A 23,851-nucleotide genomic window follows, 5' to 3' on the forward strand; every position below is an offset into this window, starting at 1 on the left:
CGCTGACGGGATAGCTCAATGGATCACGCAATTTATACTGCGATGGGAGCAGCCAGCCAGACGCTGAATCAACAGGCGGTAACCGCCAGTAATCTGGCCAATGCCTCTACGCCCGGTTTTCGCGCGCAGTTAAACGCCTTGCGCGCAGTGCCGGTGGAAGGGCTTTCACTGCCCACGCGCACGCTGGTAACGGCGTCAACACCGGGTGCAGACATGACGCCCGGCAAGATGGATTACACCTCTCGCCCGCTGGACGTTGCGTTGCAGCAGGATGGCTGGCCGTGCAGACCGCTGACGGCAGCGAAGGGTATACGCGTAATGGCAGCATTCAGGTTGATCCCACCGGGCAACTGACAATTCAGGGGCATCCGGTGATAGGCGAGGCGGGGCCAATTGCTGTGCCGGAAGGGGCGGAAATCACGATTGCTGCCGATGGCACAATCTCGGCGCTCAATCCGGGCGATCCGGCAAATACAGTTGCGCCAGTAGGGCGTCTGAAACTGGTGAAAGCCACGGGCAGCGAAGTGCAGCGCGGTGACGACGGCATTTTTCGTTTAAGCGCAGAAACCCAGGCCACGCGAGGGCCGGTACTGCAGGCAGATCCAACCTTGCGTGTGATGTCGGGGGTTCTGGAAGGCAGTAACGTCAATGCCGTTGCGGCAATGAGCGACATGATTGCCAGCGCGCGGCGTTTTGAAATGCAGATGAAGGTGATCAGCAGCGTCGATGATAACGCAGGCCGTGCCAACCAACTGCTGTCGATGAGTTAATTGAACGATTGATGACATTGCAATAAAAGCGCGCGGACTATTCCCTCGCCCCTTTGGGGAGAGGGTTAGGGTGAGGGGAAATTCACACTGTCGCGTGCTTCTGCTCTGCTTGTCAGCAATCCACTACAGGACATTATATGATCAGTTCATTATGGATCGCCAAAACGGGCCTTGACGCCCAGCAAACCAATATGGACGTCATTGCCAACAACCTGGCAAACGTCAGTACTAACGGTTTTAAGCGTCAGCGCGCGGTGTTTGAAGATCTGCTTTATCAAACCATTCGCCAGCCGGGGGCACAGTCTTCCGAACAAACCACCTTACCCTCCGGATTACAAATCGGCACGGGGGTACGCCCGGTCGCCACTGAACGCTTACACAGCCAGGGCAATCTGTCGCAGACCAATAACAGCAAAGATGTCGCGATTAAAGGGCAGGGCTTTTTCCAGGTAATGTTGCCAGATGGCTCATCAGCCTATATCCGTGACGGCTCTTTCCAGGTGGATCAGAACGGGCAGCTGGTGACGGCTGGTGGTTTTCAGGTGCAGCCAGCGATCACCATTCCGGCGAATGCGTTAAGTATCACCATCGGTCGTGATGGCGTGGTCAGCGTAACCCAACAAGGCCAGGCAGCTCCGGTTCAGGTTGGGCAGCTCAATCTCACCACCTTTATGAATGATACCGGACTGGAGAGCATTGGCGAAAACCTCTACACCGAAACGCAATCCTCCGGTGCACCGAACGAAAGCACGCCGGGCCTGAACGGCGCGGGACTGCTGTATCAAGGGTATGTTGAAACGTCTAACGTCAACGTGGCGGAAGAACTGGTCAATATGATTCAGGTGCAACGCGCTTACGAAATCAACAGTAAAGCGGTGTCCACCACCGATCAGATGCTGCAAAAACTGACGCAACTCTAAGGCATAACCGGTGGCAGGTTCACCGGTTTACTGATTTTTGAAGATGATAGCCATGCAAAAAAACGCTGCGCATACTTATGCCATTTCCAGCTTGTTGGTGCTTTCACTAACCGGCTGCGCCTGGATACCCTCCACGCCGCTGGTGCAGGGGGCGACCAGTGCACAACCGGTTCCCGGTCCGACGCCCGTCGCCAACGGTTCTATTTTCCAGTCTGCTCAGCCGATTAACTATGGCTATCAACCGCTGTTTGAAGATCGTCGACCACGCAATATTGGCGATACGCTGACCATCGTGTTGCAGGAGAACGTCAGCGCCAGCAAAAGCTCCTCTGCGAATGCCAGCCGTGACGGTAAAACTAATTTTGGCTTTGATACTGTGCCGCGCTATTTGCAGGGGCTGTTTGGTAACGCTCGTGCCGATGTCGAAGCCTCCGGTGGTAACACGTTCAACGGAAAGGGCGGGGCCAATGCCAGCAATACCTTTAGCGGCACGTTGACGGTGACGGTTGACCAGGTACTGGTCAACGGCAACCTGCATGTGGTGGGTGAAAAACAGATTGCCATTAATCAGGGTACCGAATTTATTCGCTTCTCGGGCGTGGTTAATCCACGCACTATCAGCGGCAGCAATACCGTACCGTCTACTCAGGTGGCGGATGCGCGTATTGAATACGTAGGCAATGGCTACATTAACGAAGCGCAAAATATGGGCTGGTTGCAGCGTTTCTTCCTTAACCTGTCGCCAATGTAAGTGAGGCTGTGGTGATTAAATTTCTCTCTGCATTAATTCTTCTACTGGTTACGACGGCGGCTCAGGCTGAGCGTATTCGCGATCTCACCAGTGTTCAGGGGGTAAGGCAAAACTCACTGATTGGCTATGGCTTGGTAGTGGGGCTGGATGGCACTGGTGACCAGACAACCCAGACGCCGTTTACCACACAAACGCTTAATAACATGCTCTCACAGCTGGGAATTACCGTTCCGACGGGCACCAATATGCAGCTAAAAAACGTCGCTGCGGTAATGGTGACAGCGTCACTTCCTCCGTTTGGACGTCAGGGGCAAACCATCGATGTGGTGGTTTCTTCCATGGGTAATGCCAAAAGCTTGCGTGGAGGTACGTTGTTGATGACACCGCTTAAGGGCGTTGACAGTCAGGTGTATGCGCTGGCGCAGGGCAATATTCTGGTTGGCGGCGCAGGAGCCTCCGCAGGCGGTAGCAGTGTTCAGGTTAACCAACTGAACGGTGGACGGATCACCAATGGTGCGGTTATTGAACGTGAATTGCCCAGCCAGTTTGGCGTCGGGAATACCCTTAATTTGCAACTTAACGACGAAGATTTCAGCATGGCGCAGCAAATCGCTGACACCATCAACCGCGTGCGTGGATATGGCAGCGCCACCGCGTTAGATGCGCGGACTATTCAGGTGCGCGTACCAAGTGGCAACAGTTCCCAGGTCCGTTTCCTTGCCGATATCCAGAATATGCAGGTTAATGTCACCCCGCAGGACGCTAAAGTAGTGATTAACTCGCGCACCGGTTCGGTGGTGATGAATCGCGAAGTGACCCTCGACAGCTGCGCGGTAGCGCAGGGAAATCTCTCAGTAACAGTTAATCGTCAGGCCAATGTCAGCCAGCCAGATACACCGTTTGGTGGTGGACAGACTGTTGTTACTCCACAAACGCAGATCGATTTACGCCAGAGCGGCGGTTCGCTGCAAAGCGTACGTTCCAGCGCCAGCCTCAATAACGTGGTGCGTGCGCTCAATGCGCTGGGCGCTACGCCGATGGATCTGATGTCTATTTTGCAATCAATGCAAAGTGCGGGATGTCTGCGGGCAAAACTGGAAATCATCTGATGATCAGCGACAGCAAACTACTGGCAAGTGCGGCCTGGGATGCGCAATCACTCAACGAACTAAAGGCGAAAGCGAGCGAAGATCCGGCGGCAAATATCCGTCCGGTGGCCCGTCAGGTGGAAGGGATGTTCGTGCAGATGATGTTGAAAAGCATGCGCGACGCTTTACCAAAAGATGGCCTGTTCAGCAGCGAGCACACTCGTCTGTATACCAGTATGTATGACCAGCAAATTGCCCAACAGATGACGGCGGGCAAAGGTCTGGGGCTTGCAGAGATGATGGTTAAACAGATGACGCCAGAACAACCATTGCCAGAGGAGTCCACGCCAGCAGCACCGATGAAATTCCCGCTCGAAACCGTGGTGCGTTATCAAAACCAGACGCTTTCGCAGCTGGTGCAAAAGGCCGTACCACGTAACTACGATGATTCGCTGCCGGGTGACAGTAGAGCATTCCTCGCGCAACTCTCGCTGCCCGCCCAACTGGCAAGCCAGCAAAGCGGTGTGCCACATCATTTGATCCTCGCTCAGGCTGCGCTTGAATCTGGTTGGGGGCAACGGCAAATCCGCCGCGAAAACGGCGAGCCAAGCTATAACCTGTTTGGTGTCAAAGCCTCTGGCAACTGGAAAGGGCAAGTCACTGAAATCACCACGACTGAATATGAAAACGGCGAAGCGAAGAAAGTAAAAGCGAAGTTTCGGGTCTACAGCTCGTATCTGGAAGCATTGTCGGATTACGTTGGGCTGTTAACACGTAACCCGCGCTACGCCGCCGTGACGACCGCCGCGAGTGCGGAACAGGGGGCGCAGGTCCTACAGGACGCGGGCTATGCTACCGATCCTCACTATGCCCGTAAACTCACCAACATGATCCAGCAGATGAAATCGATAAGCGACAAGGTGAGCAAAACCTACAGCATGAACATTGATAATCTGTTCTGAATAACTCAAGTCCGGCGGGTCGCTGCCGATAATACTCTGTAATTGAAGGCTTATAAGGAACCTCCATGTCCAGCTTGATCAATAACGCCATGAGCGGACTGAACGCGGCCCAGGCGGCGTTAAATACGGCAAGTAATAATATCTCCAGCTATAACGTTGCCGGATATACCCGCCAAACCACTATTATGGCGCAGGCCAATAGCACCGTTGGCGCTGGCGGCTGGGTTGGGCATGGCGTCTACGTTTCTGGTGTGCAGCGTGAGTATGATACGTTTATTACCAACCAGTTACGTGCTGCGCAGACGCAAAGTAGCGGGCTGACCGCCCGCTATGAGCAGATGTCGAAAATCGACAATATGCTCTCCACCAGTACCTCTTCGCTGGCAACACAGATGCAGGATTTCTTCACCAGCCTGCAAACGCTGGTGAGTAACGCGGAAGACCCGGCGGCGCGCCAGGCGCTGATTGGGAAATCAGAAGGGTTGGTGAATCAGTTTAAAACCACCGATCAATATCTGCGCGACCAGGACAAACAGGTCAATATCGCGATAGGTGCCAGCGTTGATCAGATCAACAATTACGCTAAACAAATTGCCAGCCTGAACGATCAAATCTCGCGCCTGACAGGCGTGGGGGCAGGGGCGTCACCTAACAATCTGCTGGATCAACGCGATCAACTGGTGAGCGAATTAAACCAGATTGTTGGCGTAGAAGTCAGCGTTCAGGATGGCGGTACTTATAACATCACGATGCCAATGGTTACTCACTGGTTCAGGGAAGTACGGCGCGGCAACTGGCGGCAGTTCCTTCCAGCGCCGACCCTTCTCGTACGACTGTCGCTTACGTTGATGGGACGGCAGGCAATATTGAGATCCCGGAGAAATTACTGAATACCGGGTCGCTGGGCGGCATTCTGACATTCCGTTCTCAGGATCTGGACCAGACGCGTAATACGCTTGGACAACTGGCGCTGGCATTTGCCGAGGCTTTCAACAGCCAACACAAAGCCGGATTTGATGCTAACGGCGATGCTGGTGAAGATTTCTTTACTATCGGTAAGCCCGCGGTTCTGCAAAACACGAAAAACAAAGGTGACGTTGCGATCGGTGCCACGGTAACTGATGCCTCCGTGGTACTGGCGACAGATTACAAAATCTCGTTCGATAATAATCAGTGGCAGGTCACCCGCCTTGCCAGCAATACCACTTTTACGGCGACACCAGATGCCAACGGTAAAGTGGCATTTGATGGTCTGGAGTTGACGTTTACAGGAACGCCTGCCGTTAACGACAGCTTCACGCTGAAACCAGTAAGTGACGCCATCGTCAACATGGATGTATTAATCACCGACGAAGCGAAAATCGCGATGGCGAGCGAAGAAGATGCGGGTGATAGCGACAACCGCAACGGTCAGGCCCTGCTGGATCTGCAAAGCAACAGTAAAACGGTGGGCGGTGCGAAATCCTTTAACGACGCTTATGCCTCGTTAGTGAGTGATATCGGTAATAAAACCGCGACGTTGAAAACCAGTAGCACCACGCAAGGTAATGTGGTGACGCAGCTTTCCAATCAGCAGCAGTCGATTTCCGGTGTCAATCTCGATGAGGAGTACGGAAATCTGCAACGTTTTCAGCAGTATTACCTGGCGAATGCGCAGGTTCTGCAGACGGCAAACGCGATTTTTGATGCGCTGATTAACATTCGCTAAGGGGAGATAAAATGCGTTTCAGTACCCAGATGATGTACCAGCAAAACATGCGCGGCATCACCAATTCTCAGGCAGAATGGATGAAGTACGGCGAGCAGATGTCGACGGGTAAGCGAGTCGTTAACCCTTCAGACGATCCCATTGCTGCATCACAAGCTGTTGTTCTCTCCCAGGCACAGGCGCAAAACAGCCAGTACACGCTGGCACGTACTTTCGCCACTCAAAAAGTGTCACTGGAAGAGAGTGTACTTAGCCAGGTCACCACTGCTATCCAGAATGCTCAGGAAAAAATTGTCTACGCCAGCAATGGCACCTTGAGTGACGATGACCGGGCCTCGCTGGCTACGGATATTCAGGGGCTTCGTGACCAGTTGCTGAATCTGGCGAACACCACTGACGGTAATGGGCGCTACATATAAAACAGAGACTGCGCCGTTTAGTGAGGCTAACGGTGATTATGTTGGCGGAACAGAAAGTATTAAGCAACAGGTCGATGCTTCGCGTTCGATGGTGATAGGACATACGGGCGACAAAATTTTCGACAGTATTACCAGTAACGCGGTAGCGGAACCAGACGGTAGCGCTTCTGAAACCAATCTTTTTGCCATGCTGGATAGCGCCATCGCAGCCCTGAAAACGCCGGTCGCGGATAGCGAAGCGGATAAAGAAATCGCCGCTGCGGCATTGGATAAAACCAACCGTGGACTGAAAAACTCGCTGAATAATGTCCTTACCGTTCGCGCGGAATTAGGCACGCAGCTGAACAAACTGGAGTCGCTGGATTCCTTAGGTAGCGATCGCGCTTTAGGGCAAACGCAGCAGATGAGCGATCTGGTTGATGTGGACTGGAATGCAACTATTTCATCTTACATCATGCAGCAAACGGCATTGCAGGCATCGTATAAAGCATTTACCGATATGCAGGGATTGTCGCTCTTCCAGCTCAACAAATAAGCTCGCTTTAAAACATATCATGAAACTGGGTATGTTTTGTCTGCCCGCTCTGGGATCGCCGGGGCGGGCATTTTTTTTGCCTATTTTGCATTGTTGGTTAGCAAGGATGCCATTTGATGAATTTTAATATGTTGATTCAAACATGAAATAAAAAAGCCCTGGCAGTTACCAGGGCTTGATTACTTTGAGCTAATTATTACTCAACAGGTTGCGGACGCGCAGGAGCGGCAGAGGCATGATGCGTTGCCGTATGACCACCTGCGGCACCTTTACCTTCGAAGGCAAAAGTAGGGCGCTGCCAGTCACTGTGACGCGGTGCCTCCGGAACATATTCCGGTGCCGGAGCGCGCGTCATTGGCGCGGTAGCGTGGTTATGCTCAACGGTGATCTCTGGTTCAACCGCGGCCACCGTTTCAACTTCTGCTGCGACTTCAGCGACGACTGGCGCGGCAGGTTGAGCAACAACTTCAGGTTCAGCAACCACAACCTCAGCAGTTTCGGCAACTTCTTCAATATCTGCATCTGCCGTCTCTTCCTGCGGTTCAACCATCGGTTCTGCGTGTTCTGCGACTTCCTGGGCTACGGCAACATCAGACTCGGTAATCACCTGCGGCTGTTCAGTTACCGCGGCGGCAATCACTTCAGGATGCGTCGTTTCAACCACTTCCGGTTGCGGTTCGGCAACCGGTACGGGGGCTTCTACGACTTCAGCCATTTCTTCAACAACTGGCGCGCTAACAACAGGTTCGACAGCGGCGGCGACAGGGACCTCAGTCACCATCGGCTGCACTTGTACTTCTTCCTGTTCGCGCTGCTCTTCAACTTGTACATCTTGCGGACGTACAATTGGATAGCGGATCCAGACTTTGCCAGAGGCCAGTTCCGGAGACGCGCACGCTACGGTCAACGGCATTGGCGACTGGGTTGGATAACGCTCGTCACGATAGCGACGACGACGCTGACCACTCACGCGCAGGTGACGAGGCGAGCGGCGAGAACGACGCGGCATGCCACCGTTGTCACGGTTATCAGCATTGTTCTCTTCTTGCTGTTCTGGTGCAGTTTGCGCTACGACTGGCAGCGGGACTTTCACCAGTTCTGTGCGTGGAGCTGGAGCTTCCTGAACAATTGGTTCGGCAGCGGCAGTTTCTTCAACCACCGGTGCGACTACCGCTTCTTCGGCTACGCTTTGCTCGTAACGCACTTTCTGATTGAGCTGACGCTGTTTACGACGCGGCTGAACCGGACGTACACGTTCTTCCTGTTCGGTTTCCTGAACAGATTGCTCTTCAACATTCAGCGCCTTCGCTTCTTGTTGCGCCTGACGTTTATCATCGTTACGGCGGCGGCTACGTTCACGACGCGGCGCTTGCTGCTCGTCGGTGGTACGTGCTTTTTCCGTTACCTCAGCCTGCTGACGGCTCTCACGCGTCTCGGCAGTTTGCTGCTGTGCCTGGCGACGATTACGACGGTTTTCTTCGCGATTATCGCTGCCTTCAGTACGTTCACTACGGGTGTCGCGGCGCTCATTACGGTCACGGCGGTTGCTCTGACGAGGTTTGCGACGATCCTGTTGACGTTCCGGTTTCGCTTCTGCTTTCGGTGTTGGTTGCTCGGTCGGTTTGGCTTCTTCACCACCGCTGAACAGCGCTTTCAGTGCGCCGAAGAAGCGGCTTAACAGCCCAGGTTGTGCAGGAGCTGCTGGTGTTGCCGTTGCAGCTTTCGGTGCTGGGGCTACGACAGTCGCGGCAGGTTCAGCTGGGGTTGGCGCTGGCGGTACATCCGGCATGGCAAAGGTTGCCAGTGCAGGTTGTTCAGGACGCTTACGTTCAGCGAACTCTTCTTCAGACGGCAGCGCCATCGCTTCTTCATGCAGCTTCGGCAGCATGTAGCTTAAGGTCGGCGTTTCTTCCCCTTTGCGCACGCGCAACACGTGGTAGTGCGGGGTTTCCATCTGATCGTTTGGCACAATCACGCAGCGAACACCGTCCTGACGCGTTTCAATCGCATTCACCGCAGAACGTTTTTCATTCAGCAGATAAGAAGCGATTGGCACAGGAACAATGGCGTGAACTTCCTGGGTGTTCTCTTTCAGCGCTTCTTCTTCGATCAAACGCAGAATAGAGAGCGACAGCGATTCGTTGTCACGCACGGTACCGGTACCGGAGCAGCGCGGGCAGACGTGATGGCTGGATTCACCCAGTGATGGGCTCAGGCGCTGGCGGGACATTTCCAGCAGGCCAAAGCGAGAAATATGGCTGATTTGAATACGCGCACGGTCCTGACGCACCGCTTCACGCAGACGGTTTTCTACCGCACGCTGGTGGCGTACTGGCGTCATGTCGATGAAGTCGATAACAATCAGGCCGCCGAGGTCACGCAGGCGCAGCTGACGAGCAATCTCATCGGCGGCTTCGAGGTTGGTGTTAAACGCAGTTTCTTCGATATCGCCGCCGCGGGTCGCGCGTGCGGAGTTGATGTCGATGGCTGTTAACGCTTCGGTGCTGTCGATAACAATGGAACCACCGGATGGCAGACGGACTTCACGCTGGAAGGCGGACTCGATCTGCGACTCGATCTGGTAGTGGCTGAACAGCGGGATCTCGCCGGTGTACAGTTTGATTTTGCTGCTGAAATCCGGGCGACCTAATGCAGCGATATGCTGACGTGCCAGTTCGAGGACTTTCGGGTTATCGATAAGGATTTCGCCGATATCCTGACGTAAATAATCGCGGAAGGCGCGAACGATTACGTTGCTCTCCTGATGAATCAGGAACGGAGCCGGGCGGCTTTCAGCGGCTTTTTTGATGGCTTCCCAGTGTTTCAGGCGGAAGCTTAAATCCCATTGCAGCGCCTCAGCAGATTTGCCTACGCCAGCGGTGCGCACGATAAGCCCCATGCCTTCCGGCAGTTCAAGGCTTGCCAGTGCTTCTTTTAATTCGGTACGGTCATCGCCTTCGATACGGCGAGAAATGCCACCTGCGCGCGGGTTATTTGGCATCAGAACCAGATAGCTACCCGCCAGACTGATAAAGGTGGTTAATGCCGCGCCTTTGTTGCCGCGCTCTTCTTTATCGATCTGAACAATGACTTCCTGACCTTCACGCAACACATCTTTAATGTTGGGACGACCATGAGCACTGTAGTTAGCAGGGAAATATTCGCGGGCAATTTCTTTTAGTGGGAGGAAACCGTGACGTTCAGCGCCGTAATCAACAAAAGCAGCTTCCAGACTCGGTTCAATGCGGGTGATTTTACCTTTGTAGATGTTTGCCTTTTTCTGCTCGTGCCCTGGACTTTCGATATCCAGGTCATACAGACGCTGCCCATCTACAAGGGCAACGCGCAACTCTTCCTGCTGAGTTGCGTTGATTAACATTCTTTTCATCGTAACTTACTCATTATTCTTACATTGACGACTAAGCTGCGGGCAAAGTAACGCCTTTCCGGGTGTGAACCGATGGCCTCGTGTCTAGTCGCGTCGCCAACCTCACGGTTATCGTCAGCTCAAAGAGGCGCAGAGTGTCGGTTGCCCGTTTTTCATGCGGAAAAACAGCGCAATTATCAAAGAAACAGACTGGGTATTACTCTCCAGAAATATTTCCATCTACCGGTAAGGACTGCAACCCGCAGCCCGCTAACTGCCTGAAAGATCAATACGTCTTACGCCATTGCTGCGTGGATGATCGGTCGGGCAAAATGGGTTATTCCGTAAAATTTCTTGTTTTAACAAGGATGGACACGGAAACGGCCTCATTATTCCACTGCAAGCCTTGTTATAGCAAGATGACTTTTACCATTTATCACCCGCTTACTCACAGTTTTTTCACTTCTTGCTGGTGATTGGTTTAATAACCATCAATAAAGTGATCACGTAGTGAAGTAATAAGGTGCAAAACTAAATATAAGCATAGAAAAATGAGTGGCGCGAATCCTGTTGGCTAATTAGAATCGCCCACCATGAAAACAGAGACTCCATCCGTAAAAATTGTTGCTATCACCGCTGACGAAGCGGGGCAACGTATCGATAACTTTTTGCGTACCCAATTGAAAGGCGTACCAAAAAGTATGATTTACCGTATTTTGCGTAAAGGTGAAGTGCGGGTGAACAAAAAACGTATTAAGCCTGAATATAAACTCGAAGCGGGTGATGAGGTGCGTATCCCACCGGTTCGCGTTGCTGAGCGGGAAGAAGAGGCGGTTTCGCCACATCTGCAAAAGGTGGCGGCGCTGGCGGACGTCATCTTATATGAAGATGATCATATCCTGGTGCTGAATAAACCTTCCGGTACGGCGGTACATGGCGGCAGTGGTTTAAGCTTCGGCGTTATCGAAGGTTTGCGGGCGTTGCGCCCGGAAGCGCGGTTCCTTGAACTGGTTCATCGTCTCGACCGGGACACTTCAGGTGTGTTGCTGGTAGCGAAAAAACGCTCGGCGTTGCGTTCTCTGCATGAGCAATTACGTGAAAAAGGAATGCAAAAAGATTACCTGGCGCTGGTGCGCGGTCAGTGGCAGTCGCATGTGAAGAGCGTTCAAGCGCCGTTATTGAAAAATATTCTGCAAAGCGGCGAACGTATCGTGCGTGTCAGTCAGGAAGGCAAACCGTCGGAAACACGCTTTAAAGTGGAAGAACGCTATGCATTTGCCACCCTGGTGCGTTGTAGCCCGGTAACCGGACGTACTCATCAGATCCGTGTGCATACACAGTATGCGGGTCATCCGATTGCCTTTGACGATCGCTACGGTGACCGTGAATTTGACAGACAGCTCACTGAAGCAGGCACGGGATTAAATCGTCTGTTCCTGCACGCCGCAGCGTTGAAGTTTACCCATCCGGGGACCGGTGAGGTGATGCGTATCGAAGCGCCGATGGATGAAGGTTTGAAGCGTTGTTTGCAAAAGCTGCGTAACGCGCGCTAATACAAGCATATAAGCCTGATAATGGGCGGTTGGCCTGATAAGGCGTTTACGCCGCATCAGGCCGCCTGCACCGATTGCCGGATGCGACGTAACCGCATCCGGCGCAAACAACTATCCCATCAGCGGGTTTTTCCCTTCCCGACGTAACATCTGACACAGCGCGATTAGCGGTAAACCAACCAGCGTGTTAGGGTCACGTCCCTCTAAACGCTCAAACAGCGTAATGCCAAATCCTTCACTCTTAAAGCTACCCGCGCAGTGCAGGGGATGCTCCTTACGCACGTAATTATCAATCTCCGCCTCGCTTAGGTGACGGAAATGGACGTCAAAAGGCTCCACTTCTGTTTGTAGATGCCCATTCGCCGAATTAAACAACGCCAGTCCAGTATAGAAGGTGACGATATTGCCGCTGGCTTTGCGTAATTGCAGACGGGCATTTTCTTCCGTTAACGGTTTACCGGTGATTTCGCCATCAAGAACACATACCTGGTCTGAACCAATAATTAAATGATCCGGATAACGTGACGCCAGAGATTGCGCTTTTTCTTGTGCCAGTCGAAGCACCAACTGTCGCGGTGATTCGTCGCTGCGTGGGGTTTCGTCGACCTCAGGTGCTGCACATTCAAAAGAGATTTGCAGTTTTTCCAGAAGAGCGCGACGCCATGGCGAGGTGGAGGCTAAAATAAGTTTAGGCATATTTTTTTCCATCAGATATAGCGTATTGATGATAGCCATTTTAAACTATGCGCTTCGTTTTGCAGGTTGATGTTCGTTATCAGCACTGAACGAAAATAAAGCAGTAACCCGCAATGTGTGCGAATTATTGGCAAAAGGCAACCACAGGCTGCCTTTTTCTTTGACTCTATGACGTTACAAAGTTAATATGCGCGCCCTATGCAAAAGGTAAAATTACCCCTGACTCTCGATCCGGTTCGTACGGCTCAAAAACGCCTTGATTACCAGGGTATCTATACCCCTGATCAGGTTGAGCGCGTCGCCGAATCCGTAGTCAGTGTGGACAGTGATGTGGAATGCTCCATGTCGTTCGCTATCGATAACCAACGTCTCGCAGTGTTAAACGGCGATGCGAAGGTGACGGTAACGCTCGAGTGTCAGCGTTGCGGGAAGCCGTTTACTCATCAGGTCTACACAACGTATTGTTTTAGTCCTGTGCGTTCAGACGAACAGGCTGAAGCACTGCCGGAAGCGTATGAACCGATTGAGGTTAACGAATTCGGTGAAATCGATCTGCTTGCAATGGTTGAAGATGAAATCATCCTCGCCTTGCCGGTAGTTCCGGTGCATGATTCTGAACACTGTGAAGTGTCCGAAGCGGACATGGTCTTTGGTGAACTGCCTGAAGAAGTGCAAAAGCCAAACCCATTTGCCGTATTAGCCAGCTTAAAGCGTAAGTAATTGGTGCTCCCCGTTGGATCGGGGATAAACCGTAATTGAGGAGTAAGGTCCATGGCCGTACAACAGAATAAACCAACCCGTTCCAAACGTGGCATGCGTCGTTCCCATGACGCGCTGACCGCAGTCACCAGCCTGTCTGTAGACAAAACTTCTGGTGAAAAACACCTGCGTCACCACATCACTGCCGACGGTTACTACCGCGGCCGCAAGGTCATCGCTAAGTAATCACGCGTCTGCGTGATGAAGCTTAGTGAGGATTTTCCCCAGGCAACTGGGGAAAGACCAAACCGGGCGGCGACGATACCTTGACACGTCTAACCCTGGCGTTAGATGTCATGGGAGGGGATTTTGGCCCTTCCGTGACAGTGCCTGCAGCATTGCAGGCACTGAATTCTAATTCGCAACTCACTCTTCTTTTAGTCGGCAATCCCGACGCCATCACGCCATTACTGGCTAAAGCTGACTCTGAACAACGTTCGCGTCTGCAGATTATTCCTGCGCAGTCAGTTATCGCCAGTGATGCCCGGCCTTCGCAAGCTATCCGCGCCAGTCGTGGGAGTTCAATGCGTATGGCCCTGGAGCTGGTGAAAGAAGGTCGAGCGCAAGCCTGTGTCAGTGCCGGTAATACCGGTGCACTGATGGGGCTGGCAAAATTATTACTCAAGCCCCTGGAGGGGATTGAGCGTCCGGCGCTGGTGACGGTATTACCACATCAGCAAAAGGGCAAAACGGTGGTCCTCGATTTAGGGGCCAACGTCGATTGTGACAGCACAATGTTGGTGCAATTTGCCATTATGGGCTCAGTTCTGGCTGAAGAGGTGGTGGAAATTCCCAATCCTCGCGTGGCGTTGCTCAATATTGGTGAAGAAGAAGTAAAGGGTCTTGACAGTATTCGGGATGCCTCAGCGGTGCTTAAAACAATCCCTTCTATCAATTATATCGGCTATCTTGAAGCCAATGAGTTGTTAACTGGCAAGACAGATGTGCTGGTTTGTGACGGCTTTACAGGAAATGTCACGTTAAAGACGATGGAAGGTGTTGTCAGGATGTTCCTTTCTCTGCTGAAATCTCAGGGTGAAGGGAAAAAACGGTCGTGGTGGCTACTGTTATTAAAGCGTTGGCTACAAAAGAGCCTGACGAGGCGATTCAGTCACCTCAACCCCGACCAGTATAACGGCGCCTGTCTGTTAGGATTGCGCGGCACGGTGATAAAAAGTCATGGTGCAGCCAATCAGCGAGCTTTTGCGGTCGCGATTGAACAGGCAGTGCAGGCGGTGCAGCGACAAGTTCCTCAGCGAATTGCCGCTCGCCTGGAATCTGTATACCCAGCTGGTTTTGAGCTGCTGGACGGTGGCAAAAGCGGAACTCTGCGGTAGCAGGACGCTGCCAGCGAACTCGCAGTTTGCAAGTGACGGTATATAACCGAAAAGTGACTGAGCGTACATGTATACGAAGATTATTGGTACTGGCAGCTATCTGCCCGAACAAGTGCGGACAAACGCCGATTTGGAAAAAATGGTGGACACCTCTGACGAGTGGATTGTCACTCGTACCGGTATCCGCGAACGCCACATTGCCGCGCCAAACGAAACCGTTTCAACCATGGGCTTTGAAGCGGCGACACGCGCAATTGAGATGGCGGGCATTGAGAAAGACCAGATTGGCCTGATCGTTGTGGCAACGACTTCTGCTACGCACGCTTTCCCGAGCGCAGCTTGTCAGATTCAAAGCATGTTGGACATTAAAGGTTGCCCGGCATTTGACGTTGCAGCAGCCTGTGCAGGTTTCACCTATGCATTAAGCGTAGCCGATCAATACGTGAAATCTGGGGCGGTGAAGTATGCTCTGGTCGTCGGTTCCGATGTACTGGCGCGCACCTGCGATCCAACAGATCGTGGGACTATTATTATTTTTGGCGATGGCGCGGGCGCTGCGGTGCTGGCTGCCTCTGAAGAGCCGGGAATCATTTCCACCCATCTGCATGCCGACGGTAGTTATGGTGAATTGCTGACGCTGCCAAACGCCGACCGCGTGAATCCAGAGAATTCAATTCATCTGACGATGGCGGGCAACGAAGTCTTCAAGGTTGCGGTAACGGAACTGGCGCACATCGTTGATGAGACGCTGGCGGCGAATAATCTTGACCGTTCTCAACTGGACTGGCTGGTTCCGCATCAGGCTAACCTGCGTATTATCAGTGCAACGGCGAAAAAACTCGGTATGTCGATGGACAATGTCGTGGTGACGCTGGATCGCCACGGTAATACCTCTGCGGCCTCTGTCCCGTGCGCGCTGGATGAAGCTGTACGCGACGGGCGCATTAAGCCGGGGCAGTTGGTTCTGCTTGAAGCCTTTGGCGGTGGATTCACTTGGGGCTCTGCGCTGGTTCGTTTCTAGGATAAGGATTAAAACATGACGCAATTTGCATTTGTGTTCCCTGGACAGGGTTCTCAAACCGTTGGAATGCTGGCTGATATGGCGGCGAGCTATCCAATTGTCGAAGAAACGTTTGCTGAAGCTTCTGCGGCGCTGGGCTACGACCTGTGGGCGCTGACCCAGCAGGGGTCAGCTGAAGAACTGAATAAAACCTGGCAAACCCAGCCAGCGCTGTTGACTGCATCTGTTGCGCTGTATCGCGTATGGCAGCAGCAGGGCGGTAAAGCACCGGCAATGATGGCCGGTCACAGCCTGGGGGAATACTCCGCGCTGGTTTGCGCTGGCGTGATTGATTTCGCTGATGCGGTGCGTCTGGTTGAGATGCGCGGTAAGTTCATGCAAGAAGCCGTACCGGAAGGCACGGGCGCTATGGCGGCAATCATCGGTCTGGATGATGCGCCTATTGCGAAAGCGTGTGAAGAAGCTGCAGAAGGTCAGGTCGTTTCTCCGGTAAACTTTAACTCTCCGGGACAGGTGGTTATTGCCGGTCATAAAGAAGCGGTTGAGCGTGCTGGCGCTGCCTGTAAAGCTGCTGGCGCAAAACGCGCGCTGCCGTTACCAGTGAGCGTACCGTCTCACTGTGCGCTGATGAAACCAGCAGCCGACAAACTGGCAGTAGAATTAGCGAAAATCACCTTTAACGCACCAACAGTTTCTGTTGTGAATAACGTTGATGTGAAATGCGAAACCAATGGTGATGCCATCCGTGACGCACTGGTACGTCAGTTGTATAACCCGGTTCAGTGGACGAAGTCTGTTGAGTACATGGCAGCGCAAGGCGTAGAACATCTCTATGAAGTCGGCCCGGGCAAGGTGCTTACTGGCCTGACGAAACGCATTGTCGACACCCTGACCGCCTCGGCGCTGAACGAACCTTCAGCGATGGCAGCGGCGCTCGAGCTTTAAAAGAGGAAAATCATGAATTTTGAAGGAAAAATCGCACTGGTAACCGGTGCAAGCCGCGGAATTGGCCGCGCAATTGCTGAAACGCTCGCAGCCCGTGGCGCGAAAGTTATTGGCACTGCGACCAGTGAAAATGGCGCTCAGGCGATCAGTGATTATTTAGGTGCCAACGGCAAAGGTCTGATGTTGAATGTGACCGACCCGGCATCTATCGAATCTGTTCTGGAAAAAATTCGCGCAGAATTTGGTGAAGTGGATATCCTGGTCAATAATGCCGGTATCACTCGTGATAACCTGTTAATGCGAATGAAAGATGAAGAGTGGAACGATATTATCGAAACTAACCTTTCATCTGTTTTCCGTCTGTCAAAAGCGGTAATGCGCGCTATGATGAAAAAGCGTCATGGTCGTATTATCACTATCGGTTCTGTGGTTGGTACCATGGGAAATGGCGGTCAGGCCAACTACGCTGCGGCGAAAGCGGGCTTGATCGGCTTCAGTAAATCACTGGCGCGCGAAGTTGCGTCACGCGGTATTACTGTAAACGTTGTTGCTCCGGGCTTTATTGAAACGGACATGACACGTGCGCTGAGCGATGACCAGCGTGCGGGTATCCTGGCGCAGGTTCCTGCGGGTCGCCTCGGCGGCGCACAGGAAATCGCCAACGCGGTTGCATTCCTGGCATCCGACGAAGCAGCTTACATCACGGGTGAAACTTTGCATGTGAACGGCGGGATGTACATGGTCTGACCGCGATTTGCACAAAATGCTCATGTTGCGCGCAGTCTGCGTGGTTATGAGTAATAATTAGTGCAAAATGATTTGCGTTATTGGGGGGTAAGGCCTCAAAATAACGTAAAATCGTGGTAAGACCTGCCGGGATTTAGTTGCAAATTTTTCAACATTTTATACACTACGAAAACCATCGCGAAAGCGAGTTTTGATAGGAAATTTAAGAGTATGAGCACTATCGAAGAACGCGTTAAGAAAATTATCGGCGAACAGCTGGGCGTTAAGCAGGAAGAAGTTACCAACAATGCTTCTTTCGTTGAAGACCTGGGCGCGGATTCTCTTGACACCGTTGAGCTGGTAATGGCTCTGGAAGAAGAGTTTGATACTGAGATTCCGGACGAAGAAGCTGAGAAAATCACCACCGTTCAGGCTGCCATTGATTACATCAACGGCCACCAGGCGTAAGTGAACATCTCCAGGCGGTCGTTCGACCGCCTGAGTTTATCTTTTTGTCCCACTAGAATCATTTTTCCCTCCTTGGAGGACAAACGTGTCTAAGCGTCGTGTAGTTGTGACCGGACTGGGCATGTTGTCTCCTGTCGGCAATACCGTAGAGTCTACCTGGAAAGCTCTGCTTGCCGGTCAGAGTGGCATCAGCCTAATCGACCATTTCGATACTAGCGCCTATGCAACGAAATTTGCTGGCTTAGTAAAGGATTTTAACTGTGAGGACATTATCTCGCGCAAAGAACAGCGCAAGATGGATGCCTTCATTCAATATGGAATTGTCGCTGGCGTTCAGGCCATGCAGGATTCTGGCCTTGAAATAACGGAAGAGAACGCAACCCGCATTGGTGCCGCAATTGGCTCCGGGATTGGCGGCCTCGGACTGATCGAAGAAAACCACACATCTCTGATGAACGGTGGTCCACGTAAGATCAGCCCATTCTTCGTTCCGTCAACGATTGTGAACATGGTGGCAGGTCATCTGACTATCATGTATGGCCTGCGTGGCCCAAGCATCTCTATCGCGACCGCCTGTACTTCCGGCGTGCACAACATTGGCCATGCTGCGCGTATTATCGCGTATGGCGATGCTGACGTGATGGTTGCAGGTGGCGCAGAGAAAGCCAGTACGCCGCTGGGCGTTGGTGGTTTTGGCGCGGCACGTGCATTATCTACCCGCAATGATAACCCGCAAGCGGCGAGCCGCCCGTGGGATAAAGAGCGTGATGGCTTCGTACTGGGCGATGGTGCCGGTATGCTGGTACTTGAAGAGTACGAACACGCGAAAAAACGCGGTGCGAAAATTTACGCTGAACTCGTCGGCTTTGGTATGAGCAGCGATGCTTATCATATGACGTCACCGCCAGAAAATGGCGCAGGCGCAGCTCTGGCAATGGCAAATGCTCTGCGTGATGCAGGCATTGAAGCGAGTCAGATTGGCTACGTTAACGCGCACGGTACTTCTACGCCGGCTGGCGATAAAGCTGAAGCGCAGGCGGTGAAAACCATCTTCGGTGAAGCTGCAAGCCGTGTGTTGGTAAGCTCCACGAAATCTATGACCGGTCACCTGTTAGGTGCGGCGGGTGCAGTAGAATCTATCTACTCCATCCTGGCGCTGCGCGATCAGGCTGTTCCGCCAACCATCAACCTGGATAACCCGGATGAAGGTTGCGATCTGGATTTCGTACCGCATGAAGCACGTCAGGTCAGCGGAATGGAATACACGCTGTGTAACTCCTTCGGCTTCGGTGGCACTAATGGTTCTTTGATCTTTAAAAAGATCTAAGTTGTCATTTTCCACCCATATAAAAGGTCCGCTTGCGGGCCTTTTTTCTTAGCTTTTATTCCGACTTGTTCCGTAGTGAACATGCTGCCACACTAACAATTCTCTGATAAGGAGCCGGTATGTTCTTAATTAACGGTTATAAGCAGGAATCGCTGGCAGTAAGCGATCGGGCAACGCAGTTTGGTGATGGTTGTTTTACCACCGCCAGAGTTATCGACGGTAAAGTCAGTTTGTTATCGGCGCATATCCTGCGACTACAGGATGCTTGTCAGCGGTTGATGATTTCCTGTGACTTCTGGCCTCAGCTTGAACAAGAGATGAAAACGCTGGCAGCAGAACAGCAAAATGGTGTGCTGAAAGTCGTGATCAGTCGCGGTAGTGGCGGGCGAGGGTACAGCACATTGAACAGCGGACCAGCAACGCGGATTCTCTCCGTTACGGCTTATCCTGCACATTACGACCGTTTGCGTAACGAAGGGATGACGTTGGCGCTAAGCCCGGTGCGGCTGGGGCGCAATCCTCATCTTGCAGGTATTAAACATCTTAATCGGCTTGAGCAAGTATTGATTCGCTCTCATCTTGAGCAGACAAACGCTGATGAGGCGCTGGTCCTTGACAGCGAAGGGTGGGTTACGGAATGCTGTGCGGCTAATTTGTTCTGGCGGAAGGGCAATGTAGTTTATACGCCGCGACTGGATCAGGCAGGTGTTAACGGCATTATGCGACAATTCTGTATCCGTTTACTGGCACAATCCTCTTATCAGCTTGTCGAAGTGCAAGCCTCGCTGGAGGAGGCGTTGCAGGCAGATGAGATGGTTATTTGTAATGCGTTAATGCCAGTGATGCCCGTACGTGCCTGTGGCGATGTCACCTTTTCGTCAGCAACGTTATATGAATATTTAGCCCCACTTTGTGAGCGCCCGAATTAGTCATGAAAAAAGTGTTATTGATTATCTTGTTATTGCTGGTGGTACTGGGTATCGCCGCTGGTGTGGGCGTCTGGAAGGTTCGCCATCTTGCCGACAGCAAATTGCTTATCAAAGAAGAGACGATATTTACCCTGAAGCCAGGGACCGGACGTCTGGCGCTCGGTGAACAGCTTTATGCTGATAAGATCATCAATCGCCCACGGGTTTTTCAATGGCTGCTGCGTATCGAACCGGATCTTTCTCACTTTAAAGCCGGGACTTACCGCTTTACACCGCAGATGACCGTGCGCGAGATGCTGAAATTGTTGGAAAGCGGTAAAGAAGCACAGTTCCCGCTGCGACTGGTAGAAGGGATGCGTCTGAGCGACTACCTCAAGCAATTGCGTGAGGCTCCGTATATCAAGCACACGCTGAGTGACGATAAGTACGCCACCGTAGCGCAGGCACTTGAACTGGAAAACCCGGAGTGGATTGAAGGTTGGTTCTGGCCAGACACCTTGATGTATACCGCCAATACCACCGATGTCGCGTTACTCAAGCGAGTTCACAAGAAAATGGTGAAAGCGGTCGATAGCGCCTGGGAAGGGCGTGCGGACGGTCTGCCTTATAAAGATAAAAATCAGCTGGTGACGATGGCATCAATTATCGAAAAAGAAACCGCCGTTGCCAGTGAACGCGATCAGGTTGCCTCGGTATTTATCAACCGTTTACGCATTGGTATGCGCCTGCAGACCGACCCAACCGTGATTTACGGGATGGGAGAGCGTTATAATGGCAAACTTTCTCGTGCAGACCTGGAAACGCCGACAGCGTATAACACCTATACCATTACCGGTTTGCCGCCGGGTGCGATAGCTACGCCGGGGGCGGATTCGCTGAAGGCTGCTGCGCATCCGGCAAAAACGCCGTATCTCTATTTTGTGGCCGATGGTAAAGGTGGTCACACGTTTAATACCAATCTTGCCAGTCATAACAAGTCTGTGCAGGATTATCTGAAAGTGCTTAAGGAAAAAAATGCGCAGTAAGTATATCGTCATTGAGGGGCTGGAAGGCGCAGGCAAAACTACCGCGCGTAATGTGGTGGTTGAGACGCTCGAGCAACTGGGTATCCGCGACATGGTTTTCACTCGGGAACCTGGCGGTACGCAACTTGCCGAAAAGTTAAGAAGCCTGGTGCTGGATATCAAATCGGTAGGCGATGAAGTCATTACCGATAAAGCCGAAGTTCTGATGTTTTATGCCGCGCGCGTTCAACTGGTAGAAACGGTCATCAAACCTGCGCTGGCTAACGGCACCTGGGTGATTGGCGATCGCCACGATCTTTCCACTCAGGCGTATCAGGGCGGAGGACGTGGTATTGACCAACATATGCTGGCAACACTGCGTGATGCTGTTCTCGGGGATTTTCGCCCAGACTTAACGCTCTATCTCGATGTTACCCCGGAAGTTGGCTTAAAACGCGCGCGTGCGCGCGGCGAGCTGGATCGTATTGAGCAAGAGTCTTTCGATTTCTTTAATCGCACCCGCGCCCGCTATCTGGAACTGGCTGCACAAGATAAAAGTATTCATACCATTGATGCCACCCAGCCGCTGGAGGCCGTGATGGATGCAATCCGCACTACCGTGACCCACTGGGTGAAGGAGTTGGACGCATGAGATGGTATCCATGGTTACGACCTGATTTCGAAAAACTGGTAGCCAGCTATCAGGCCGGAAGAGGTCACCATGCGCTACTCATTCAGGCGTTACCGGGCATGGGCGATGATGCTTTAATCTACGCCCTGAGCCGTTATTTACTCTGCCAACAACCGCAGGGCCACAAAAGTTGCGGTCACTGTCGTGGATGTCAGTTGATGCAGGCCGGCACGCATCCCGATTACTACACCCTGGCTCCCGAAAAAGGGAAAAATACGCTGGGCATTGATGCGGTACGTGAGGTCACCGAAAAGCTGAATGAGCACGCACGCCTAGGTGGTGCGAAAGTTGTCTGGGTAACCGATGCTGCCTTACTGACCGACGCCGCGGCTAACGCATTGCTGAAAACGCTTGAAGAGCCACCAGCAGAAACCTGGTTTTTCCTGGCTACCCGCGAGCCTGAACGTTTACTGGCAACATTACGTAGTCGTTGTCGGTTACATTACCTTGCGCCGCCTCCAGAACAGTACGCCGTGACTTGGCTTTCACGCGAAGTGACAATGTCACAGGATGCATTACTTGCCGCATTGCGCTTAAGCGCCGGTTCGCCTGGCGCGGCACTGGCGTTGTTTCAGGGAGATAACTGGCAGGCTCGTGAAACATTGTGTCAGGCGTTGGCATATAGCGTGCCATCGGGCGACTGGTATTCGCTGCTGGCGGCCCTTAATCATGAACAAGCTCCGGCGCGTTTACACTGGCTGGCAACGTTGCTGATGGATGCGCTAAAACGCCATCATGGCGCTGCGCAGGTGACCAATGTTGATGTGCCGGGCCTGGTCGCCGAACTGGCAAACCATCTTTCTCCCTCGCGCCTGCAGGCTATACTGGGGGATGTTTGCCACATTCGTGAACAGTTAATGTCTGTCACAGGCATCAACCGCGAGCTTCTCATCACCGATCTTTTACTGCGTATTGAGCATTACCTGCAACCGGGCGTTGTGTTACCGGTTCCTCATCTTTAAGAGAGACATCATGTTTTTAGTCGACTCACACTGCCATCTCGATGGTCTGGATTATGAATCTTTGCATAAGGACGTGGATGACGTTCTGGCGAAAGCCGCCGCACGCGATGTGAAATTTTGTCTGGCAGTCGCCACAACATTACCGGGTTATTTACATATGCGGGATCTGGTAGGCGAACGTGACAACGTCGTATTTTCTTGTGGCGTGCATCCACTCAACCAGAATGATCCCTACGATGTAGAAGATTTACGCCGTCTGGCGGCAGAAGAGGGTGTTGAACCGCTGTGTGAAACCGGGCTGGATTATTATTACACACCGGAAACTAAAGTACTTCAGCGAGAGTCCTTCATCCATCATATCCAGATCGCTCGTGAACTGAACAAGCCGGTTATCGTCCATACCCGTGACGCCCGTGCCGATACACTGGCAATTCTGCGCGAAGAAAAAGTGACGGATTGCGGTGGCGTACTACACTGTTTTACAGAGGACAGAGAAACGGCGGGTAAATTACTGGATCTCGGATTTTACATCTCCTTTTCCGGCATTGTGACCTTCCGTAATGCGGAGCAACTGCGCGATGCTGCGCGTTATGTCCCCCTGGATCGATTACTGGTGGAAACTGACTCACCTTACCTTGCGCCGGTACCGCATCGAGGAAAAGAGAATCAACCTGCGATGGTTCGTGACGTTGCAGAATACATGGCTGTGTTGAAAGGTGTTGCCGTTGAAGAACTGGCGCAGGTAACCACCGATAACTTCGCCCGTCTGTTTCACATCGACGCTTCCCGCCTTCAATCCATCCGTTGAATGAGTTTTTTTAAAGCTCGTAATTAATGGCTAAAACGAGTAAAGTTCACCGCCGAAAATTGGGCGGTGAATAACCGCGTTTGAAATATTGTGACATATGTTTTG

At 52.4% G+C, this 23,851-nt stretch carries 21 protein-coding genes, 3 pseudogenes and 3 other annotated features; of the genes and pseudogenes, 22 read left to right on the forward strand and 2 right to left on the reverse strand.

The window, feature by feature from the left end:
• Window positions 1-18: 18 nt before the first annotated feature.
• Window positions 19-770, forward strand: a sequence feature ('Similar to Escherichia coli K12 flagellar biosynthesis, cell-proximal portion of basal-body rod gi: 1787317 (252 aa). BLAST with identity of 96% in 251 aa. This CDS contains an in-frame stop codon. The sequence has been checked and is believed to be correct.').
• From flgF to flgL, 7 genes and pseudogenes are all read left to right on the forward strand, one after another.
• Window positions 19-770, forward strand: a pseudogene (gene flgF / locus SF1081). (Overlaps the previous feature by 752 nt.)
• Window positions 771-907: 137 nt before the next feature.
• Entirely contained in the window at window positions 908-1,690 is a 783-nt protein-coding gene (gene flgG / locus SF1082) for a flagellar basal body rod protein FlgG (RefSeq protein NP_706996.1), read from the forward strand.
• 52 nt (window positions 1,691-1,742) lie between these two features.
• The gene (gene flgH / locus SF1083; protein ID NP_706997.2) at window positions 1,743-2,441 is read left to right on the forward strand and encodes a flagellar basal body L-ring protein; all 699 of its coding nucleotides are present in this window, start codon (window positions 1,743-1,745) and stop codon (window positions 2,439-2,441) included.
• 11 nt (window positions 2,442-2,452) lie between these two features.
• A complete protein-coding gene (flgI, locus tag SF1084) occupies window positions 2,453-3,550 on the forward strand; it encodes a flagellar basal body P-ring biosynthesis protein FlgA (protein ID NP_706998.2) in 1,098 nt (365 codons plus the stop codon).
• Window positions 3,550-4,491, forward strand: a complete 942-nt coding sequence (gene flgJ / locus SF1085) for a flagellar rod assembly protein/muramidase FlgJ (protein ID NP_706999.2) — start codon at window positions 3,550-3,552, stop codon at window positions 4,489-4,491. The genes flgI and flgJ overlap by 1 nt, the downstream gene beginning before the upstream one ends.
• A gap of 65 nt (window positions 4,492-4,556) precedes the next feature.
• Window positions 4,557-6,199 (forward strand) — a sequence feature ('Similar to Escherichia coli K12 flagellar biosynthesis, hook-filament junction protein 1 gi: 1787323 (548 aa). BLAST with identity of 98% in 548 aa. This CDS contains an in-frame stop codon. The sequence has been checked and is believed to be correct.').
• A pseudogene (gene flgK, locus SF1086) lies at window positions 4,557-6,199 on the forward strand. Its footprint overlaps the feature before it by 1,643 nt.
• Before the next feature lie 11 nt (window positions 6,200-6,210).
• Window positions 6,211-7,153, forward strand: a sequence feature (Similar to Escherichia coli K12 flagellar biosynthesis; hook-filament junction protein gi: 1787324 (318 aa). BLAST with identity of 94% in 314 aa. This CDS contains an in-frame stop codon. The sequence has been checked and is believed to be correct.).
• Window positions 6,211-7,153: pseudogene (flgL, locus tag SF1087) on the forward strand. It overlaps the preceding feature by 943 nt.
• Window positions 7,154-7,349: 196 nt before the next feature.
• Here flgL and rne read toward each other — a convergent pair.
• Complete coding sequence (rne, locus tag SF1088) at window positions 7,350-10,532, reverse strand: RNase E (RefSeq protein NP_707000.4); 3,183 nt, start codon at window positions 10,530-10,532, stop codon at window positions 7,350-7,352.
• 89 nt (window positions 10,533-10,621) lie between these two features.
• Here rne and SF1089 point away from each other — a divergent pair, with 89 nt between their 5' ends.
• Together SF1089 and yceC are read left to right on the forward strand one after the other, a co-directional pair.
• Window positions 10,622-10,996 (forward strand): hypothetical protein, encoded by a 375-nt coding sequence (locus SF1089; RefSeq protein ID NP_707001.1) that lies wholly within the window; start codon window positions 10,622-10,624, stop codon window positions 10,994-10,996.
• A 117-nt stretch (window positions 10,997-11,113) separates the two neighbouring features.
• The gene (yceC, locus tag SF1090; protein ID NP_707002.1) at window positions 11,114-12,073 is read left to right on the forward strand and encodes a 23S rRNA pseudouridylate synthase C; all 960 of its coding nucleotides are present in this window, start codon (window positions 11,114-11,116) and stop codon (window positions 12,071-12,073) included.
• A gap of 111 nt (window positions 12,074-12,184) precedes the next feature.
• On the opposite strand, the gene yceF is transcribed toward yceC, so the two are convergent.
• Window positions 12,185-12,808 (reverse strand): hypothetical protein, encoded by a 624-nt coding sequence (gene yceF / locus SF1091; RefSeq protein NP_707003.3) that lies wholly within the window; start codon window positions 12,806-12,808, stop codon window positions 12,185-12,187.
• Window positions 12,809-12,967: 159 nt separating this feature from the next.
• On the opposite strand from yceF, the gene yceD reads away from it, so the two are divergent.
• From yceD to ycfH, 13 genes are all read left to right on the forward strand, one after another.
• Window positions 12,968-13,489, forward strand: coding sequence for a hypothetical protein (gene yceD, locus SF1092; RefSeq protein ID NP_707004.1), 522 nt, complete (start codon window positions 12,968-12,970; stop codon window positions 13,487-13,489).
• A 51-nt stretch (window positions 13,490-13,540) separates the two neighbouring features.
• Complete coding sequence (gene rpmF, locus SF1093; RefSeq protein ID NP_707005.1) at window positions 13,541-13,714, forward strand: 50S ribosomal protein L32; 174 nt, start codon at window positions 13,541-13,543, stop codon at window positions 13,712-13,714.
• Between the two features lie 110 nt (window positions 13,715-13,824).
• A complete protein-coding gene (gene plsX / locus SF1094) occupies window positions 13,825-14,865 on the forward strand; it encodes a PlsX protein (RefSeq protein ID NP_707006.4) in 1,041 nt (346 codons plus the stop codon).
• A gap of 67 nt (window positions 14,866-14,932) precedes the next feature.
• Window positions 14,933-15,886, forward strand: a complete 954-nt coding sequence (fabH, locus tag SF1095) for a 3-oxoacyl-ACP synthase III (RefSeq protein ID NP_707007.1) — start codon at window positions 14,933-14,935, stop codon at window positions 15,884-15,886.
• Window positions 15,887-15,901: 15 nt separating this feature from the next.
• The gene (gene fabD, locus SF1096) at window positions 15,902-16,831 is read left to right on the forward strand and encodes a malonyl CoA-ACP transacylase (protein ID NP_707008.1); all 930 of its coding nucleotides are present in this window, start codon (window positions 15,902-15,904) and stop codon (window positions 16,829-16,831) included.
• 12 nt (window positions 16,832-16,843) lie between these two features.
• Complete coding sequence (fabG, locus tag SF1097; RefSeq protein NP_707009.1) at window positions 16,844-17,578, forward strand: 3-ketoacyl-ACP reductase; 735 nt, start codon at window positions 16,844-16,846, stop codon at window positions 17,576-17,578.
• A 210-nt stretch (window positions 17,579-17,788) separates the two neighbouring features.
• Window positions 17,789-18,025, forward strand: coding sequence for an acyl carrier protein (acpP, locus tag SF1098; protein ID NP_707010.1), 237 nt, complete (start codon window positions 17,789-17,791; stop codon window positions 18,023-18,025).
• Window positions 18,026-18,110: 85 nt separating this feature from the next.
• Window positions 18,111-19,352: a 3-oxoacyl-ACP synthase gene (gene fabF / locus SF1099; RefSeq protein ID NP_707011.1), complete on the forward strand. Its 1,242-nt coding sequence runs from the start codon at window positions 18,111-18,113 to the stop codon at window positions 19,350-19,352.
• 119 nt (window positions 19,353-19,471) lie between these two features.
• Window positions 19,472-20,281 carry a 4-amino-4-deoxychorismate lyase gene (gene pabC / locus SF1100; protein ID NP_707012.1) on the forward strand — a complete coding sequence of 270 codons (810 nt, stop codon included), beginning with the start codon at window positions 19,472-19,474 and terminating at the stop codon, window positions 20,279-20,281.
• A gap of 2 nt (window positions 20,282-20,283) precedes the next feature.
• Window positions 20,284-21,306: an aminodeoxychorismate lyase gene (gene yceG, locus SF1101; protein ID NP_707013.1), complete on the forward strand. Its 1,023-nt coding sequence runs from the start codon at window positions 20,284-20,286 to the stop codon at window positions 21,304-21,306.
• Window positions 21,296-21,937: a thymidylate kinase gene (gene tmk, locus SF1102; RefSeq protein NP_707014.1), complete on the forward strand. Its 642-nt coding sequence runs from the start codon at window positions 21,296-21,298 to the stop codon at window positions 21,935-21,937. The genes yceG and tmk overlap by 11 nt, the downstream gene beginning before the upstream one ends.
• A complete protein-coding gene (gene holB, locus SF1103) occupies window positions 21,934-22,938 on the forward strand; it encodes a DNA polymerase III subunit delta' (protein ID NP_707015.1) in 1,005 nt (334 codons plus the stop codon). Before tmk ends, holB begins: the two co-directional genes overlap by 4 nt.
• 10 nt (window positions 22,939-22,948) lie before the next feature.
• On the forward strand, window positions 22,949-23,746 hold the full coding sequence (ycfH, locus tag SF1104; protein ID NP_707016.2) for a DNAse: 798 nt from the start codon (window positions 22,949-22,951) through the stop codon (window positions 23,744-23,746).
• The last annotated feature ends 105 nt before the right edge of the window (window positions 23,747-23,851 follow it).

Origin of the sequence: Shigella flexneri 2a str. 301 (genome assembly GCF_000006925.2) — a bacterium.
In the GTDB taxonomy this organism is placed as follows: domain Bacteria; phylum Pseudomonadota; class Gammaproteobacteria; order Enterobacterales; family Enterobacteriaceae; genus ECMA0423.